At 31.3% G+C, this 18559-nt stretch carries 15 protein-coding genes and 1 rRNA gene; 2 read left to right on the forward strand and 14 right to left on the reverse strand.

Annotated features, from left to right (window positions below):
* The 14 genes from ACUSRV_RS07790 to glyA all read right to left on the reverse strand — a co-directional run.
* Positions 1–294 (reverse strand): 16S ribosomal RNA (locus ACUSRV_RS07790); the annotation flags it as partial.
* A 199-nt stretch (positions 295–493) separates the two neighbouring features.
* Positions 494–1900: a TRAP transporter large permease subunit gene (locus ACUSRV_RS07795; RefSeq protein ID WP_490141596.1), complete on the reverse strand. Its 1407-nt coding sequence runs from the start codon at positions 1898–1900 to the stop codon at positions 494–496.
* 74 nt (positions 1901–1974) lie between these two features.
* Positions 1975–3396 (reverse strand): carbon starvation CstA family protein, encoded by a 1422-nt coding sequence (locus ACUSRV_RS07800; protein ID WP_490141376.1) that lies wholly within the window; start codon positions 3394–3396, stop codon positions 1975–1977.
* A 104-nt stretch (positions 3397–3500) separates the two neighbouring features.
* Positions 3501–4232, reverse strand: coding sequence for a LytR/AlgR family response regulator transcription factor (locus ACUSRV_RS07805; protein ID WP_490141377.1), 732 nt, complete (start codon positions 4230–4232; stop codon positions 3501–3503).
* A gap of 10 nt (positions 4233–4242) precedes the next feature.
* Positions 4243–5895 carry a LytS/YhcK type 5TM receptor domain-containing protein gene (locus ACUSRV_RS07810; RefSeq protein WP_490141378.1) on the reverse strand — a complete coding sequence of 551 codons (1653 nt, stop codon included), beginning with the start codon at positions 5893–5895 and terminating at the stop codon, positions 4243–4245.
* Positions 5896–6132: 237 nt separating this feature from the next.
* Positions 6133–7221, reverse strand: a complete 1089-nt coding sequence (gene orr, locus ACUSRV_RS07815; RefSeq protein ID WP_490141379.1) for an ornithine racemase Orr — start codon at positions 7219–7221, stop codon at positions 6133–6135.
* Complete coding sequence (locus ACUSRV_RS07820) at positions 7206–8591, reverse strand: GlmL-related ornithine degradation protein (RefSeq protein WP_490141380.1); 1386 nt, start codon at positions 8589–8591, stop codon at positions 7206–7208. The genes orr and ACUSRV_RS07820 overlap by 16 nt, the downstream gene beginning before the upstream one ends.
* Before the next feature lie 87 nt (positions 8592–8678).
* Positions 8679–10892 carry a D-ornithine 4,5-aminomutase subunit OraE gene (gene oraE / locus ACUSRV_RS07825; RefSeq protein ID WP_490141381.1) on the reverse strand — a complete coding sequence of 738 codons (2214 nt, stop codon included), beginning with the start codon at positions 10890–10892 and terminating at the stop codon, positions 8679–8681.
* Positions 10883–11260: an ornithine aminomutase subunit alpha gene (locus ACUSRV_RS07830; RefSeq protein ID WP_490141382.1), complete on the reverse strand. Its 378-nt coding sequence runs from the start codon at positions 11258–11260 to the stop codon at positions 10883–10885. The genes oraE and ACUSRV_RS07830 overlap by 10 nt, the downstream gene beginning before the upstream one ends.
* Before the next feature lie 18 nt (positions 11261–11278).
* Positions 11279–12715, reverse strand: coding sequence for a 2-amino-4-oxopentanoate thiolase subunit OrtB (gene ortB / locus ACUSRV_RS07835; protein WP_490141383.1), 1437 nt, complete (start codon positions 12713–12715; stop codon positions 11279–11281).
* Positions 12708–13016, reverse strand: coding sequence for a 2-amino-4-oxopentanoate thiolase subunit OrtA (ortA, locus tag ACUSRV_RS07840; RefSeq protein ID WP_490141384.1), 309 nt, complete (start codon positions 13014–13016; stop codon positions 12708–12710). Before ortA ends, ortB begins: the two co-directional genes overlap by 8 nt.
* Positions 13017–13050: 34 nt before the next feature.
* On the reverse strand, positions 13051–14124 hold the full coding sequence (gene ord / locus ACUSRV_RS07845) for a 2,4-diaminopentanoate dehydrogenase (protein WP_490141385.1): 1074 nt from the start codon (positions 14122–14124) through the stop codon (positions 13051–13053).
* Positions 14125–14379: 255 nt separating this feature from the next.
* Positions 14380–15816: a sigma-54 interaction domain-containing protein gene (locus tag ACUSRV_RS07850; RefSeq protein WP_490141386.1), complete on the reverse strand. Its 1437-nt coding sequence runs from the start codon at positions 15814–15816 to the stop codon at positions 14380–14382.
* A gap of 70 nt (positions 15817–15886) precedes the next feature.
* A complete protein-coding gene (gene glyA / locus ACUSRV_RS07855; RefSeq protein WP_490141387.1) occupies positions 15887–17128 on the reverse strand; it encodes a serine hydroxymethyltransferase in 1242 nt (413 codons plus the stop codon).
* Between the two features lie 183 nt (positions 17129–17311).
* Here glyA and ACUSRV_RS07860 point away from each other — a divergent pair, with 183 nt between their 5' ends.
* Together ACUSRV_RS07860 and ACUSRV_RS07865 are read left to right on the forward strand one after the other, a co-directional pair.
* Positions 17312–18100, forward strand: coding sequence for a threonine/serine exporter family protein (locus tag ACUSRV_RS07860; protein ID WP_490141388.1), 789 nt, complete (start codon positions 17312–17314; stop codon positions 18098–18100).
* Positions 18100–18558: a threonine/serine exporter family protein gene (locus tag ACUSRV_RS07865; RefSeq protein WP_490141389.1), complete on the forward strand. Its 459-nt coding sequence runs from the start codon at positions 18100–18102 to the stop codon at positions 18556–18558. Before ACUSRV_RS07860 ends, ACUSRV_RS07865 begins: the two co-directional genes overlap by 1 nt.
* The last annotated feature ends 1 nt before the right edge of the window (position 18559 follow it).

Genomic DNA, 18559 nt, shown 5'->3' on the forward strand with positions numbered 1-18559 from the left:
CCGATCACCCTCTCAGGTCGGCTACCCATCGTCGCCTTGGTAAGCTTTTACCTTACCAACTAGCTAATGGGACGCGGGCTCATCTCATACCGAAATTCTTTGATTAAGAAATGATGCCATTTCTTAACTTTATCTCGTATTAGCGTACCTTTCGGTACGTTATCCGTGTGTATGAGGCAGATTACCCACGCGTTACTCACCCGTCCGCCGCTAGGACCGAAGTCCTCGCTCGACTTGCATGTGTTAGGCACGCCGCCAGCGTTCATCCTGAGCCAGGATCAAACTCTCATGATAAACTTGGCATTACTTTTAAATAAATGGTGTTTAATTATCCTACTGTTTAATTTTCAAAGTTCAATTGTTTTTATCCTTTTCTTAAGGACAAGTATAACTATATCACCTTCTACATTTTTCGTCAATGTTTTTTTAATATTTTTTATTTAAAGCAAAAAAGCTGTACTTTTAGAGTACAGCTTTTTTCATTAATAGATATTTATATTATAAACATAGCTACTATAGTTGTTACTGCAAGACCTATAATAACAGGTATTAAATTTCTCTTAGCTAGTTCATAAGGACTTACTCCACATATAGCTGCTGCTGGTATTAATGCCCAAGGAACTAAACACCCTCCACCAGTCCATATACCTGCTATTTGACCTAATGCTGTTAATGCACCTACATTAGTTCCAACTGCTGTTCCAAATACCTTAGCTAATGATCCATTTAAAGCTATTCCTGAGAAACCAGAACCGTCAAGTCCTGTTATAAATCCTACTACAGTTTGAACAGATGCTATCATAAACTTATTCATCGGTACTGTGTTAGCTAAGAACAACCCAATATCTCCTAATAAAGCTGGAGCCTGTTTTACAGTTTCTCCTAATAATAATTGTAGTGGTCCTGATTCTCCCATATAGAAAAATGCTGCTATAGGTATAATAGGTCCAAATATTCTTATTCCAAATACAAATCCTTCAGTTATGCATTCTGATACTCTTTCCAAACTCTTTTTACCGTGATTCATTATACTTATTATCATAATTAAAGCTGCTGCTGTTCCACCTAATAATGCTGTAGCATCTCCACCTCTTAATTGGAATACAGACATAGCCCATATATCTAAAGCAAACAATATTGCTACTAAAGCACTTGCTATTTTAGCTTTAATATTAAACTTCTTATTTTCAGAAACAGGGCTTACTTCTTCTACCTCTAATTTATTGTTCTTTATATCTTTCATAAGCATATAATAAGCTATACCTATAGTTACTATAGCCATAGTCCAATATAATATTGTACCTTCTTGTATAACTGATTGTACAGGTATGCCTGCTGCTCCTGCTGTTATACTTGGTGCCCCTTGTATAACATAATCCGTTGATAATGCAAGACCATGACCAAAGAGATTCAGTGATACTGCAACACCTATAGCAGGAAGACCTACTCTCATTGCTATTGGTAAAAATACCGCTCCAACCAAAGCTGTTGATGGTGATGGCCAGAAGAACCATGATAAAATTAGCATTGCTAAACCTATTGTAAAGAATGCTGTAGTTCTATTTTTTATAACCCTAGTAAATGGTTTTACTATAAGCTCTATAGTGTCATTATCTTCTAGAACCTTAGACAATGCCATCATAGCTGCAATTATTAATATTATCGGACCTAGCTCATTTAAAGCTATTATAAATGAGTTAAATATAGAACCTACAGAAAATACTAAATCATGGGTGTAGTATATTGCTAGAGAGAAAACACCTAGAATACAAGGTACTATTGTATCCTTTTTTAACATCATTGTTAGTAATATAATAACAATGAAAATCATATAAATATAGTGTGCACCTGTTAACAACATTTTTTGAGTTGCCTCCTTTTTCTTTTTAGTACATAATATGCTTGGTCAAGGAATTGGTGACAGAACTTAAAAAAAGGATGCAAAAAAGACGGCCTAAGCCGTCTTTATCTTTGTTATGCTATATTTTTATTTTTTTCATTTTTTATTGATTTTGCTTTATTCATAAACAATACAAATAACACTATAGCTATTGCTATACCTACTGAATTAGAAATCATAGAATTTATTCTAAATCCTTCTGGAGCTTGAAGTATATATGAAGTTGTAACAACTGTCATAAATACCGCTGGAATAGTAGTTATCCAGTGATTTTTATTGTATTTTACTAAAAATGCAGAAGCTGTCCATAGTAATATCATTGCAAGAGTTTGATTTGCCCATGCAAAATATCTCCATATTATATTAAAATCTATGAAAGTCAATGCTACACCTATTGCAAATAAAGGTATTGCTATATAGAATCTACTTTTTAGTGATTCTTGTTTGAAGTTTATAGCATCTGCTATTGTAAGTCTTGCACTTCTAAAAGCTGTATCTCCTGATGTTATTGGACAAGCAACTACTCCAAGTAATGCTAATGCACCTCCAACAGGTCCTAATAACGTATTAGAAATAATATTTACAACCCCTGCTGGCCCACCTTTGTCTGCAATAGCACCAGCTAGTCCTTCTGTTCCTCCAAAGAATGTCATAGCAGCTGCTGCCCATACTAATGCTATTATACCTTCTGCTATCATTGAACCATAAAATACTCTTCTAGTTTCACTTTCTTTTGTAACACATCTAGCCATTAGCGGTGATTGTGTTGCGTGGAATCCTGATATAGCACCACAAGCTATAGTTATAAATAAATATGGGAATATCGGAGTGCTACCTGGATGCAAATTTTGTAATGTTATATTAGGTATATCATATCCCTTTACTATAAGCCCTCCAGCAACACCTACTGCCATTATTATTAGTGATGCACCGAATATAGGATATATTTTACCTATCAGTTTATCTATCGGTAATACTGTTGCTAATATATAATAAACTATTATTATACCTACCCATAGTGTTGTATTCATTCCAGTTAAATCAGCTAATAAATCTGCTGGTCCAGTTACAAATACAACACCTACTAGTATTAATAAAACAACACTAAATACCCTCATTATACCTTTAGTTTTATCTCCTAAATATATACCAACTAATTCAGAAACTGAAGTTCCTTTATGTCTCATTGATAATATTCCAGATGCAAAGTCGTGTACTGCACCTGCGAATATAGAACCAAATACTATCCATAAAAATGCCGATGGACCCCAAAGTGCTCCTGATACTGCGCCAAATATTGGGCCAAGTCCTGCTATATTTAAAAATTGTATTAAGAATATCTTTTTCCAATCCATAGGAACATAGTCAACACCATCTTCATACTTTATAGCTGGTGTTATGTTTTTGTCATCTGTTCCAAATATATTCTCTACGAATTTACCATATACAAAATACCCTGCTATTAATAATATAATTGCACCTATAAAACTAATCATATATTTGTCCTCCTCTTTATTTTCTATAACAAAATGATACATCCTTTAGACAAATGAAATGCAAACATTTTCATGAAATACAAAAAAAAGTGCATGAAATGCACTTATATATTCATTAACTTTTTAAATTCTTTTATTTTACTTCTGCTCACTGGAACATCTGTATTTATATCTTTTAACTTTAGGTTATAGGTACTATTAAACCATGGTATAATTTCTTTTATCTTAGATAAATTAACTATAAATGATCTATGGCATTTGAAAAATTTATCGTCTGGCAAGTTTTTTTCAAACTCTGATATTGAACTATTTACTATATATTCATTTTCCTTTGTATATACTAAAGTTTCTCTTTCCTTAGCATTGCAATAATATATATCTTCTATATCAATAACTATCATCTTATCATTTTTCCATAAGCTTATTTTATTAAATAGCTTTTGATGTTCATCAATATTATTAATTTCATTGTTTTGATTTGAACTATTTTCTAGTTTATTTAACATAGATACTATTCTTTCCTTAGAATACGGTTTTAGTATATAATCAAAAGCCTCTAGTTCAAAGGCTTCTACCGCATGTTCCTTATAAGCACTTATAAAAACTATTTTAGGTTTTATTTTAAATTTGCTTATAGTCTTTGCCAACAATATTCCGTCTAAATAGGGGATATTTATATCCAAAAATATAACATCTAAGCTATTTTCTTGGATATATTTAAGAACATCTATTCCATTATCAAATTCTGCACTTATTTCTATTGAACTAAAATTTTTAATAAAATACTTCAGTTCTTCTCTTGCTGGAAATTCATCTTCTACTATAATAGCCTTCATATTAACACTCCTATATTACAAATTCTATATTAGTTCCTTTATCATTTTTGTATATTTTAAGCCCACTTCCATATATAAGTTTAAGTCTTAGGTGTACATTATAAAGTCCTATTTTATTTTCAGGCATAGTTCCATTATATACTTTTTCAATAATATCGTCGCTTATACCTATTCCATCATCTTGGATAGATATTTTTGTATTTTTTTCATCTATTTTCTTGACAGATATTTTTACATTTCCTCTTCCCTTATGTTTTAGTATTCCATGTATAATTGCATTTTCAACTAATGGCTGTATTATAAGACTTGGTATTTTTGCTATTATACCTTCTTCTATATCGTAAATTATATTTAATTTGTCATTAAATCTTGCTTTTTCTATCGCTACATATGCTTTGACTTGTTCTAATTCTTTGTTTATATCTATTAATTTTTCATTTGATTCTAAATTATATCTTAAATATGTTGATAAGTCTATTATAAGCTCACGGGCATTCTCAGGGTCTATCCTTATAAATGACGTTATAGTATTTAATGCATTAAATAAAAAATGAGGATTTATTTGTGACTGTAATGCCTTAATTTCAGCTTTATTTGCCATTTCTTTTATTTGTTCTATTTTTGCTATTTCCATTAATGTAGATATCATTTGAGATAATCCTATAGCTAAATTTTGTTGGGAGTATGTCATTTGATTTCTATTGCAATAGTATATCTTTAGTGTTCCAGTTGTTTCACTCTTTTCTTTAAGTGGTATTATCATTGCCGACTTTAGAGGCATTTCTTTATTATGAAAATACTCTTCATTTTTAGTTTGTATATTTATTATCTCTCCAGTTTTTATAGCCTTTTTTGTACTATCTCTTACAATTTCTTTCTCTTCACTATAATATTCTTCTCCAATTCCAACATATGCTAATACATGATTTTTATCAGTTATAGAAACTGCATCTGCATTTATTTCATCCTTTATTATATTACATATTTTCATTAGAGAATCTTCATTTATATTCCTAAAGTATGGAAGTGTTTTATTTGCTATATCAAGTGATAACTTAGCTTGTCTAGCAGCTATTTCTTCTTTTTCATTTTGTATACTATGCATTAAGAGTACTACAACCCCAACTCCTATTTGTCCTACTATCATTGGAAAATATATTTGCTTTACTATATTTAGTGATAAGTCAAATGGTTTAGATATAATTAGTATAAGAATCATTGTAAGATTTTCACATATTATACCAGCTAATATACCATGTACCCACTTGTGTTCTTTAGGAGATCTTTTATATACTATACCAGAAACTATTCCTGTAACTATACTCGATATAAGGCAAGGTAATGACGTTACTCCATTTATATCTATAATATACCTATGAGATCCTGCTACAACTCCAGATATTATTCCTACAACTGGCCCAAACAATATTCCTCCAGACATTATAGCTACAGTTCTAGTATTAGCTATTGCTCCTTCTACATTTACCCCACTATAAGTTCCTATTATAGCCAATAAACTAAATACAATAGAAATAATTAATAAGTCCTTTAATTTATAAGAATCCTTTTGAAATATTTTTTTAAATACATTTATTTTTGTACTCAAAAACAGAAAAAACATAAGTAAACTAAATCTATCTACTAAAGTTATAAGTAAGCTCATTATATTTAGTCCCCTTCTTTCTTTTAATTAGTTAATACAACAAATTTTATCATATATTTCAATGTAATTTCCCAGGAAATATAATATTTCTACATAAAAATGCAGAAATATTATTCTATTTTTTACATTAAATAACAATATATTTATTCAATTCTGTTAATAATTTATATTTTATTGGATTTAATTTTCTATACATAAATATAAAAGTCCTATACTCAATGTATAGGACTTTTATATTTATATATTTTGTGCTAATACCTCTTCATATACAAGTTCTTTATATACATATTCACTAGTAGCAGCAGCCATAAGACCGCCGTATTCTAGAGAAAATTCTATTTTATCTCCTACTTCATAACTATTTTCACTATCGGTAATATCAAGTATTAAATGATCAGAACTCGCTCCTAATATATCTATTTTTGAGTCTATAGGAATTATAGAGGATATATTTATATCTTGTTTTCCAATACCTATTATAGCTCTTCTTCTTACTCCTCTATCCTCATATTGTGGTTTATTTCCAAATGCGTCTACTCCTATTTCCCCAATTGGGATAGATGGCTTATTTTTTATTTCTATTATTTCACATACAAGTTTAAATACATCTTGATGTGTTCCTTCTATTATATTTCCATAAGCGGTTTCCTTCCCAAGTGCTATAGCTTCACCTGGTCTTAAGTTTGTTATTCCTTCTGGTAGTTCTTTTTTATCTATTAAATATACTGAACTAGAATTTCCACCTGATACAAAAGGTAGTTTTATGTTGAATTTTTCTTCTATTTTTTTTGCTAAATTGGCTAACTTAGTTAAATTTTTATTTGATGGTATAACAGCTCCATAACAAGTTAAATTTGTTCCCAATCCTATAAATTCTATATTTTCTAATTTTAAAATTTTAGTTACAGCATCAAATAGCTCTTCTTCTTTAAAGTAGCCTTCTCTTAAATCCCCTAGGTCTACCATTAAAACTACTTTGTGTTTCTTATTTAACTTCTCTGCTTCTTCATTTATTTTATATATAGTTTCCATTTCAGAGTTAAAACTTATATCAACGTATTTAACTAAATCTTCTAACTCACTAATCATAGGTATTCTAAGAAGTATTTTAGGCAGACCTACATTTTGTAATTTTTTTATATTTTTAATTCTAGAGTCTGCTATATAATCAATGCCTGTACTTGCAAGTTCCTCTACAACTTCAGGCATTGCACAGTATACCTTAGTCACCATCGCAACTTCTAAGTTATTATTTTTACACTTTTCAACTAATATTTTTGCATTCACCTTTAGCTTATCTATATTTATTTCTAACCTAGGGTACATGCGTATTCCTCCTCTATTCCCAGACTTTTAAGAAGCAATTTAAATGCAGCTTCTGGATATTTTTTAGATAAAACCCCAAGAGATGCCATTATATAATCATTGTCCACTAATATATTTGCTTGTTCTTTTGGAAAAAGTAGCGTTCCCGTTGTATTATGTTTAGCTATAGATTCCATTATTTTGATTCTATTTGGAAGTCTAGTTAAAGCTCCCCCTGTACCAACTATATATTTAACTTCTGTTAAATCCTTACCTTCTGCTATCGTTGTTTTACCGCCTGTTCCATATAAATTTCTTATTTGACCTGCGTGTCTTACAGTAGCTCTTATAACTGCTTCTTTTGCAAGTCTTTCTACAAACTTTATTTGTTCATATGTCTTAGGTATAGGTACATGATTTTCCATCATATTGTCTATATCCATATCTAGTTCCTTGATTAAGTTTTCCTTACCTATTAATTCAACAACATTTTTCATATTTACATATACCCCTAAATCCCCTTCAACAGTTCGCTTAGCCAAAGGTTCTGGGCTTATTAATATTCTGTTTATAGCTTCACTGCCATCAGTTACCGAATGTAGGTCTGTTGTAGCACCGCCTACGTCTAAAACTATTAGATCTCCTATTTTGTCGTATAAAAGTTTGGTACATTCCATAACAGAACCTGGAGTTGGTATTATAGGTCCATTTACTACATCTCTTACATGCTCCATTCCTGGTGCATTTGTTATATGTTCCTCAAATGCATCTTGTATAACCTTTCTAGTTGGTTCTACATTTAATAAATCTATCTTAGGATAAACGTTATCTACTATATATAATTTATAGTTTGTATCTTCAAATATAAGCTTTATTTCTTCTTGATTTTCAATATTTCCAGCATATATAACCGGTATATCTAAATTTAAGTTAGCTATAAGCTCAGCATTGTGAAGAGATGTTTCTCTTTCACCATAATCAACTCCACCTGCTATAAGTATTATATTTGGTTTTATATTTTGTATTTCTTTAAGATCAGTCCTTCTTAATTTACCTGCTGTAACTTTGTGTATTATAGCCCCTGCCCCTAATGCAGCTTCCTTTGCTGCTCTAGCCGTCATATCGTATACAAGACCGTGAACCGTCATTTTAAGTCCACCTGCAGCACTTGATGTAGCTAACATATCATTATATTCTACTTTTTCTTCTCCCAAACTTTTTGCTAAATCATCTATAGCTCCTTGAAGGCCTATTCTTACATCTCCTTCTACTACAGATGTAGGAGCTTGACCTTGGCCTATAAATTGAGGATTATCTGTATGTATATCACAAAATGCATTTACAACAGTTGTGGTACTTCCTATTTCTGAAACTAAAACATCTACTTTCATATTTACCTCCTTAATACTATAAATTAAGGCATTTATACTTAAAGGTGCCCTAAGGCACCTTATATTTAGTTAGTATTTTATTTATTTTTACCCTTGAGCTAAAGCTTTCATTTCTCTTCTTTTTTCTACTAAGAATGTAGCTACATTAACGCCCTTACTTCCTCTACCAAAACCAGCGTCAACACCTTGCTTAACAGCTGTTTCAGGAGTTACTTGAGTACCACCACAAGCTATCATTATTTTGTCTCTTATTCCTTTTTCTACACAGTATTCGTGTATTCTTCTCATGTTTTTGTAGTGTGTGTCATCATGACTTATTATAGTTGATGCAAGTATAGCATCAGCATTTAATTCTATAGCTGCATCTACTAGTTTTTCTATTGGAACAGAAGTTCCTAAGTAATGAGCTTCTATACCGTATTTTTCTATACCACCATGTTTTATATCTATTATTTCTTTAAGTCCAACAGAGTGTTCATCTTCCCCAACTGTTCCAGCAACTATTTTAAGTGGATTTGCTTCAATATCAGCTCTTATTTCTTCATCAGTTAACATTTTTGGTTCTGGAGGTATTACTAAATCATTTAAATCTACTGTGAAAGGAACCTTACCTTTTAATTCTATTCTAGTTCCTTCTACTGGATGCATCACTTCTCTGTGTATAACTTCAATATCTTCTAAATTCATCTTTTTAGCAAATTCTATAGATGCAAATTCTGCCGTTCTTTTATCTGTTGGTAAGAACATAGTAAGAAGTACTGTTCCATCAGCAGCCCATTCAACCTCAGGCTTTATTTTAGAAGATTCTCTGTTTTCTCTGTTTTCTTCTAATCTAACATTAACATTATCTTGTGGATCTAATTCATCTATATATACTATTTTACTTCTATCTTCAAATGTACAACCACCTATTAAAGAAGATGGACTATCATTATTTTCATCATATTGAGATACATTATTGTATCCATATAAAGCAGTTACTGGAGCAAAATAATCTTCATCTCTTTCAAATACAGTACCTACGCCAACGCCACCTTCTATTTTTCTAGATATACCATCTCCATTTCTTTCTGGATAGTATCCTGAGTCAACAAAGAATCCTTGTTCTACGGCGTTGAAATATCCTCCAACTTCTAGGATTTCTTCCATGTATAATACTGCTCTTTCTTTTATTTCTCTTGCTTTATCTCTTAAATATCCAGATGGCTTAAGTTCTACCATATCCATTAATCCATCCATACCAACTAAAGCTTGTTTAGCTGTATCACATGCTTCCATGTTGTATATATGCCATGGAACGTTTCTTCCTTCATCAGGAGTTATTGTCGATTGTATATCAGCGCTTGTTAACATAGAAGTTAATAAGTTAAGAGCATGAGTAACTGTAGCTTCTCTAGTTGACGATTCCATGTACTTAGTATTCATTTGAGCTCTCATTTTGTACTCAGAAAATACATCTCTTAAAGCTACTGCATACGGTAAATCTAACTTTAAACATGGAGCTGGCGGAGCTGTTGGCGGAACTGTTGATAAACATATATTTTCTTTTTTCATTCCAACTTTAACTGAGAATATAGAATTTAGAGCATGTTGTACCATTAATTCTGGCATAACTTTCCACGCTTCTCTAGCAGTAGCGTTTGCATTGTGTGCTCCATCTATTTGAGCCATATCAGCAAATGCCATAATATTTTTAGCTTCACAAGCATCAACAAAAGATCTTATCATATTAACGTTTCTATATAATACGTTGTATTGTGGATCTTGATGTGCTCCATTTATTCCTTCTTCAGCAAACATAACAGCAACTTCAGGACCTGCAACACCACTTACATATGAATGATAGTTTATTGGTCTTCCTACTTCATCTTCTATTATGTCTAATGCTTTTCTTTGAGCTCTAACTTGCTTTCTTGTTATAGGAACGCCACCTATACCTTGAGGAGTTCCTTCTATAAGACCATCAAAGTGAGATTGTCCTGCAGTTCTTATAACCATTATATGGTCAGCACCGTGCCATGCAGCCATTCTCATTCTTCTTATATCATCTTCAAATCTTCCAGAAGCTATTTCTGTAGTTATAACAGGTTGTGGTTGTGGGTCTATATTGTCAAAGTATTTTGATGATGGTAATCCTATACTGTTTTTAAGTGGAGTAGAGCAGTTAGTATATTCAAAAGGACCCATCTTTAATCCTTCTTCAGCTTTTCTCCAAGTCCAACCTCTTCTTTTTGGCTCATATTTATCTAAATCTTTAAGTAAACTTTCTATGTTTAATTTTTCATTTTCTTTTATAAGCATGCTGTTGCACCTCCTTTGAACATTTCAACAACTTCATCCCAGTACTTGCCTTCACATAATGCAACTCCAGCTTCTCTTATCGAAATATTTTTCTCCTTTGCTAACTTATAAACTACGTGTCCTGCACCTTTGCCCATTAGCCCTCTATCTATAACACCTTCAACTATAGGTGCAGCTTCAAGAGATGAAAATCCCATTCTTAAAAGCACAGATCGTTCTATAGAAGGAGATGTATTTTTCTTTCCAAGGTCTAGTAATGGTTCTACCGCTTGTTCTGCAAGCTTCCAAAATCTTTCATGTAATTCTTCTTCGCTTAAATCAGCTAAATGTTTTCTTCTTATTTCAAAGTCATCTGCTCTCTTTATCATACAAAACACCCCCATATTTTATGCATTTTGATTAACTGTGTAATTTACATTTAATTCATCTAATACTTTAAGTACGAAATCTCTAGAACTCTTACTATCTTTAGCCATGAATTCTATATCCTCTTCATTTACAGCGGTAACTTTATTATTAGTTATACAATTTCTTACATAAGATTTTCTCATTTTATCCATATCTGAATCTTTAACTTTTATTAAACTTGGATGAGAAGGTAGTATTATATTAGAACCTGGTATCTCATCTTCTGGATTTCCGAATTTTATTTCTACTCCATTTTCTCTAGCGAATGTAAGTTGCGGCTGTATATGTTTACCAGCTCCAGTATACTCAGTTTCTTGAACTACTATTATTTGATCTTCATTCATTTCTTGTGCAATTGCAAATGCAGCAGCTAGTGCTGTATTTCCAGCAGGACCTCTTTCAATACCTTCTAGTTGTGCTAAAGCCTCTGTCATATAAAATACTTCACCTTGATTTACAGTAACATATCTATCCATATATCTAAGTGGTCTTGCAGCAGATCTTGGAACATCTGATCTATCTGGCCATGTACTAAATGGCATACCAAATCCAGTGTGTCCTGTTGTAAATGATTTTTTATTAAATTGTTCATCAGAAGCCATATGTAATCCCTTTAAGTTAACACTAGCTGCAACTATTTGAGTATCTACCGCTCCTGCCTTTATAAGTCCTCTTGCTGTACCAGTTAAATTTCCTCCACCTGCATTAGTGCAAACTACTACATCTGGGTCTTTGCCTAATTTTTCTCTAAATTGTACAGCTAATTCATATCCTAGAGTTTCAACACCAGCTATGCCAAATGGGCTATAAAGCGATGCATTGAAATATCCGGTTTCCTCTAGTAATTTTAAGAATGTATAAAATAACTCTGGACCAACTGTTAACTGAATAACTTCAGCGCCATAAGCTTCGCATTTTCTAGCTTTTTCTATTATTTCAGGTTGACCTATACCTCTGCTATCGTAGCATTCTTGAACTACTATACATTTAAGACCTTGCATAGCAGCCTGAGATGCAACTGCTGCACCATAGTTCCCACTAGTAGCAGCTATAACCCCTTTATACCCAAGTTTTTTTGCATGATATACAGCATTTGCTGCACGTCTTGCTTTAAAGCTTCCCGACGCATTAGATGCCTCATCTTTTACAAATATTCTTGCACCCTTACCTTCTGGTGCTATTTTTCTTGCAAGTGCTGTTAAGTTTTTAAGTTCTATTATTGGAGTATTTCCTACAGCGTTTTCACCTTGGATTTTTTGCATCTCATCTAATGTATATCCAGTTTCTTTCATCATTCTTTCATAATCAAATGCTATAGAACCTGATTCAAAAATTTTATAATCAATTCCTATTGCATTTTTCATTATTTCATTTTTTCTTGAAGTAACCCCTACATAACTCATATCTTTACTCATTGCTGTCACCTCCAAATAATACTTCTTTTACTTGAAGACCTATTTGTAATATTTCTGGAACAAATTTTCCATAATCATGTGTATAATAAGGATTTATATCTACTAGTTTCCCATCTACTTCTCTTCCTGTAATAGTAGTAACTCTAACTTCATCACCTAAGTTAGCATCATTATGTACAAATCCCTTAACCCACATTTCCAAAGGAACACTTTTAGTGTCCTCTGGAACTTGTGGAGCTCTATCTATAGAATTTAGTACAATATTATGTACTACAACCCAGTCGCCTTTGTTAGCTTTCATTATATTCACTTCCTTTAATTAATTCGTTTATATATTAAGCATTCGCTAATTCTTCTAATTCAACTTCTATTAATTTTCTAACATCGCCCATCATTGCTCTTGGAACTGGTATATCTAACATAGTTCTAAGGCCCGGTCTAGCATTTATAACGTGTGGTATAGAGTTAACACACATAGCTATTGTTCCTACTCCTCCAGGTATTTCAGGAGTTATTTGTAAATTTATATTTGGAGTTCCGCTTATAGTTACATAATCTCCTGTTCCTTGACCTTCTAAATGAGGTAATATTTGTTGTGGATGTTCCATCTCTATTTTTAATTCTCCATCAACATATGCATATCCACACTGACGACAACCAGCAACATTTCCAGCTGCTACTTCAGCATATTTAGACTTTCTATGTACATTTGACATTATTGGCTCTCTAGTTTGATCAACTTTATCTAAATTCCAACCTATTCCATCAGTTATCATTCTTATTGATTCAGGGAATCCAACATGTCCTGCTATTGTACTATCTGCAATTCCTCTTTCGAATTCTTCTTTAGTTACTCCAACACCTTGTTCTTCCATAACAGCATGACCAAATGGAGATAAATCATTTACTCTTGAAGCTTTTATATGATTAACTTCTTCACAAGTTCCTGTTAAAGCTAATATTAATAAGTCTAGTACAAATCCTGGGTTTATACCTGTTCCAAGTACTGATACTCCATTTTCTTTAGCTATTTTATCTAATTTATCTGCTAATTCTGGTTCTTGAGCTTGTGGATAAGCCATTTCTTCAGCTGTTGATATAACGTTTATCTTTCTTTCTAATATGAATTTTATTTTATCAAAAGCATTTTTTGTAAAAGAGTCAGTAGCTAATAAAACTATATCTGCACTTTTTTCTGTAAAAGCTTCTTCTTGGTTAGAATTTATTATAACCTCTGGTCTATCTCCTCTTTCAACTTCTAATACATCGTATATGCTTTTCCCTACTCTTTGAGCGTTTCTATCACAAACAGCTACTATTTCTATTCCTTTTTTCTTTAATAACATTTGAGCCATTCCACTTCCCATAGCTCCAAATCCCCAAATACCCACTTTAACGTTTCTGCTCATTTAATTGTACCTCCATAAAATTATATATTTTAAAATTTATTTTTTTAATTTTTACACTATAATATATAAGCAATTGATGTGCCAAATATATTTAATTTTCTAAAATATTTATTAAAACATTGAAATTCCTTATATTTTAATTATTTTTTATTTTCTGAATATAAATAATATAAAGAAAAAAGAGCAAAATATTTTGCTTAAGTGCATATTTTTTGGCACTATTGCAAAATATTTTGCTCTTTTTGTGTAGTTTTGTTACAAGTTATATTTCTTTAATTTATATTGGAGTGATTGTCTTTTTATCCCTAGTTTTTTAGCTGCCTTACTTATATTATTGTGTTCTGTTTCTAATGCATTTTTTATAAGTTTTATTTCTATTTCCTCTACTACCTCTTCTAAATGTCTATCATTAATATCTAATTCATTTATAAAACATTTTTCTTGAATTTCTATATTATTATTTTCTCTTAATTTGTTATTTGTTTCATTTTCTTCATGGTATTTATGTATATTTAACATACTACTATCTATTATTTCTTCTTTGTCTATTATACTCATAGCAGAATATATAGTATTTTCAAGTTCTCTAACATTTCCATTCCAACTATGATTCATAAGTAATTTTTGTGCATTGTCGGAAAATCCCAATATGTTTTTATTTAGTTTTTTATTATATTTATTGATAAAGTTATTTGCTAAAAGTAATATATCTTTTTCTCTTCTTCTAAGAGGTGGTATTTCTATTAATATTACATTTAGCCTATAGTATAAGTCTTTTCTTATTTTTCCTTGGCTCAGTATATCTTTTGGATTTTCATTTGTAGTAGTTATTATTCTAACATCTACAGGAATATCTTTAGTTCCCCCAACTCTTCTTACATATCCTTCTTGAAGAACTCTTAGAAGTTTAGCTTGCAATTGTATTGGCATAGAGTTTATTTCGTCTAATAATAAGGTTCCTCCATTTGCTTGTTCAAATAACCCTGGTCTATCTAAGGCTCCTGTAAATCCACCTTTTGTTGTTCCAAATAGTATTCCTTCAAGAAGTGTTTCTGGAAGAGCTGCACAATTTTGAGCTATAAAAGGCATATTTGATCTATTGCTTAAATTATGTATTCCTTGACTTATAAGTTCTTTCCCCGTTCCAGTTTCACCGTATATAAGAACTGTAGCAGGTGTCTTTGATGCCTTTTTTGATAATTCTATTGCTTTTATAAACTTTTCACTTTCACCTATTATATCTTCAAATGTATATTTATTAATCTTCTTATCTAACTTTTGGACATCTTGAATATTACTTTGCAGTTTAACAACTTTATCTGATAATTCCTTTATATTCGTTATATCTTTTGATATTTCAAGTGCGCCAATTAGTTCATCTTCTATAACTATAGGCATAGTTGTATTTACAGTTGTTATTTCTCTACCATGTTTATTTAGATATGTTTGTATATTATTTTTTGTCATCTCTCCTCTTTGAAGGGCCTTTATAAGAGTACTACTTTCATTATCTAAACCTTTAAACACATCAAAAAATGATTTATTTAAAACTTCTTTTCTACTCATTTTTTCTAATTTTGACATAGCTTCATTGTATATAATTGTATTTCCATCTTTATCTATAAAATGTACGCCTTCATCTAAATGCTGTAGTATTTTTTGTACTAATTTTATATATATTTTCCCATTCATAAAAACCCCCGCAAAAATAGAGTTGAATCGCTTCAACTCTATTATACCTATTCATATGTTATTATTCAACTTATACCATTTCATACTCTTCATATAAAGGGAATTTGTCAGTTAATTCAACAACTAATTTTTGAGCTTTTGATACATCGTTATAAGTTATAGCTAGATCTATTGCCTCAGCTATTATTTTCATTTCTTCTTCTTTCATACCTCTAGTTGTAACAGCAGGAGTACCTATTCTTATACCACTAGTTACAAATGGGCTTTCTGGATCAAATGGAACTGTATTTTTGTTTACTGTCATAAATGCTTCATCAAGTCTTTTTTCAGCTTCTTTTCCAGTTATACCCTTATTTCTTAAATCAAGTAACATTAAGTGGTTATCAGTACCTCCACTTACTAAGTCAAATCCTCTATTGATTAATTCACTTGCTAATTTATTAGCATTTTTTATTATTTGAATTTGATATTCTTTGAATTCTGGACTTAATGCTTCTTTGAACGAAACTGCTTTTGCTGCTATTATATGTTCAAGGGGTCCGCCTTGTATTCCAGGGAATATAGCTTTATCTATGGCCTTTGCATACTTCGCTTTACATAGTATTAATCCTCCACGAGGTCCTCTCAATGTTTTATGAGTTGTAGTAGTTACGAAGTCTGCTACTTCACATGGATTTTGATGAAGACCTGCAGCTACAAGACCTGCTATATGGGCCATATCTACCATTAGCATTGCTCCTACTTCATCAGCTATTTCTCTGAATTTTTTAAAATCTATTTCTCTTGGATATGCACTAGCACCTGCAACTATTAGTTTTGGGGTTACTTCATGAGCAAGATTTCTCACCATATCATAATCTATTACTCCATCTTCTTTAGTTACACCATACTCAGTAAAATCAAAATATTGACCTGATATATTTGCTGGTGATCCATGTGTTAAATGGCCACCTTGAGACAAATTCATACCCATTACCTTATCTCCAGGTTTAAGTACAGCAAAGTATACCCCTATATTTGCATTAGCTCCTGAATGAGGTTGGACATTTGCATGTTCTGCATTAAATATTTTTTTAATTCTCTCTATAGCTAAAACTTCTACCTCATCTATATATTCACATCCACCATAGTATCTATTAGATGGATATCCTTCAGCGTATTTATTAGTCAAATGACTTCCCATAGCTTCCATAACGGGTATAGAAACTATATTTTCTGAAGCTATTAATTCTAAATTTCTGTTTTGTCTTTTTATTTCTCTTTGTATACTATTATAAATTTCTGGGTCATTATTTTTAAGATTTTTAAACATACCTAAAACCCCCTTTGGTTTTTTTATAAATTAAATTGTTAAAATATGTACATAATATAATTATGCATATTAAAGTATCCCTATGTTAATTTAATTCTAAGATGAAAATTTTCCGTATTTTTAACCATACTTTGAAATATATTTGATATAATGTTATAGATTTAAATAAGTGGGGGTGAATTTATGAAGGACGATACTTCTATTAGAGTATATAAGGAAAATATATTTAGACTTGCATTATTTACAGGAGAATTAATGCTCAAAAATGGCGCAGAGACTTATAGAGTAGAAGATACATTGCTTAGAATATGCCATTCTAGAGGTTTTAAACATGTAAATGTATTTGCGTCTCCTACAGTTATTATAATATCTGATGAGAGATTTGACGGTATAACATTTATGAAAACTATTAGAACTCGTGGAATAAATCTAGACAGAATATCTGCTATAAACAGTTTTTCAAGAGAATTTGTATCTAATGAAGATATGGATATTTCTGAATCTATAAAAATACTAAAGGTTATAGAAAAAACATATATAAATAATGAAAAAGTCTCATTAACTGCAACAGGCCTTGGTAGTGCTTTTTTTGCATTATTATTAGGAGGAACTTTTATAGATTTTATAATTACTTTTGTAGTATCTATGTTAGCATTAATATTTTATAAAAGAATATCTCGTGTAAGTGAGGTTTCATTTCTTGCTACACTAGCTGCTTCTTCTTTTATCGCATCTTGCGCTATTATGCTAACAGACATAAACATTCTAAGTGCACCTAATATGGTTATAGTAGGCTCAATAATGCCCCTACTCCCTGGTGTTTCTCTAACTAAAAGCGTAAGGGATTTAATATCTGGAGAATTAATATCTGGAGTTACAAGAGCATTTGAAGCCACAATAATATCAGTATCAATAGCAACTGGTGTAGGTGCAGTTCTTCAATTATGGGTTAAGTTAGGAGGGGTAGTATAATGAAAGATATTCCTTTGTATTTACACTTTATATATTCTTTTATGGCTACTGTCGGATTTTCATTATTTTCTAATGTACCTAAAAAATCCATACACTATACTGGAATAACTGGGGCAATTGGATGGACAGTTTATATGTATATAAATAACTCAACTGGAGGACCAATTTTTGCCAACTTCATAGCCTCTTGTATAGTTGCTATACTAGGAGAGTTATTTGCAAGAATAGATAAAAAACCAGTTATAGTGTTTGTTATACCTGGAATAATTCCATTAGTTCCAGGGCTTGGTATGTACAACACAATGACTTATTTTATCCAAGAAAATTATGACCTTGCCATATCAACCGGAATTACTACAGCACTAGTAGCCGGAGCTATATCTTTAGCCCTTATACTAGTTTCTTCAATAGCCAAATCTTTTAAATCAATAAAAGCAAAAAAAGTTGCTAATAATTAGC

It is taken from the genome of Sporacetigenium sp. TC11 (assembly GCF_058146105.1).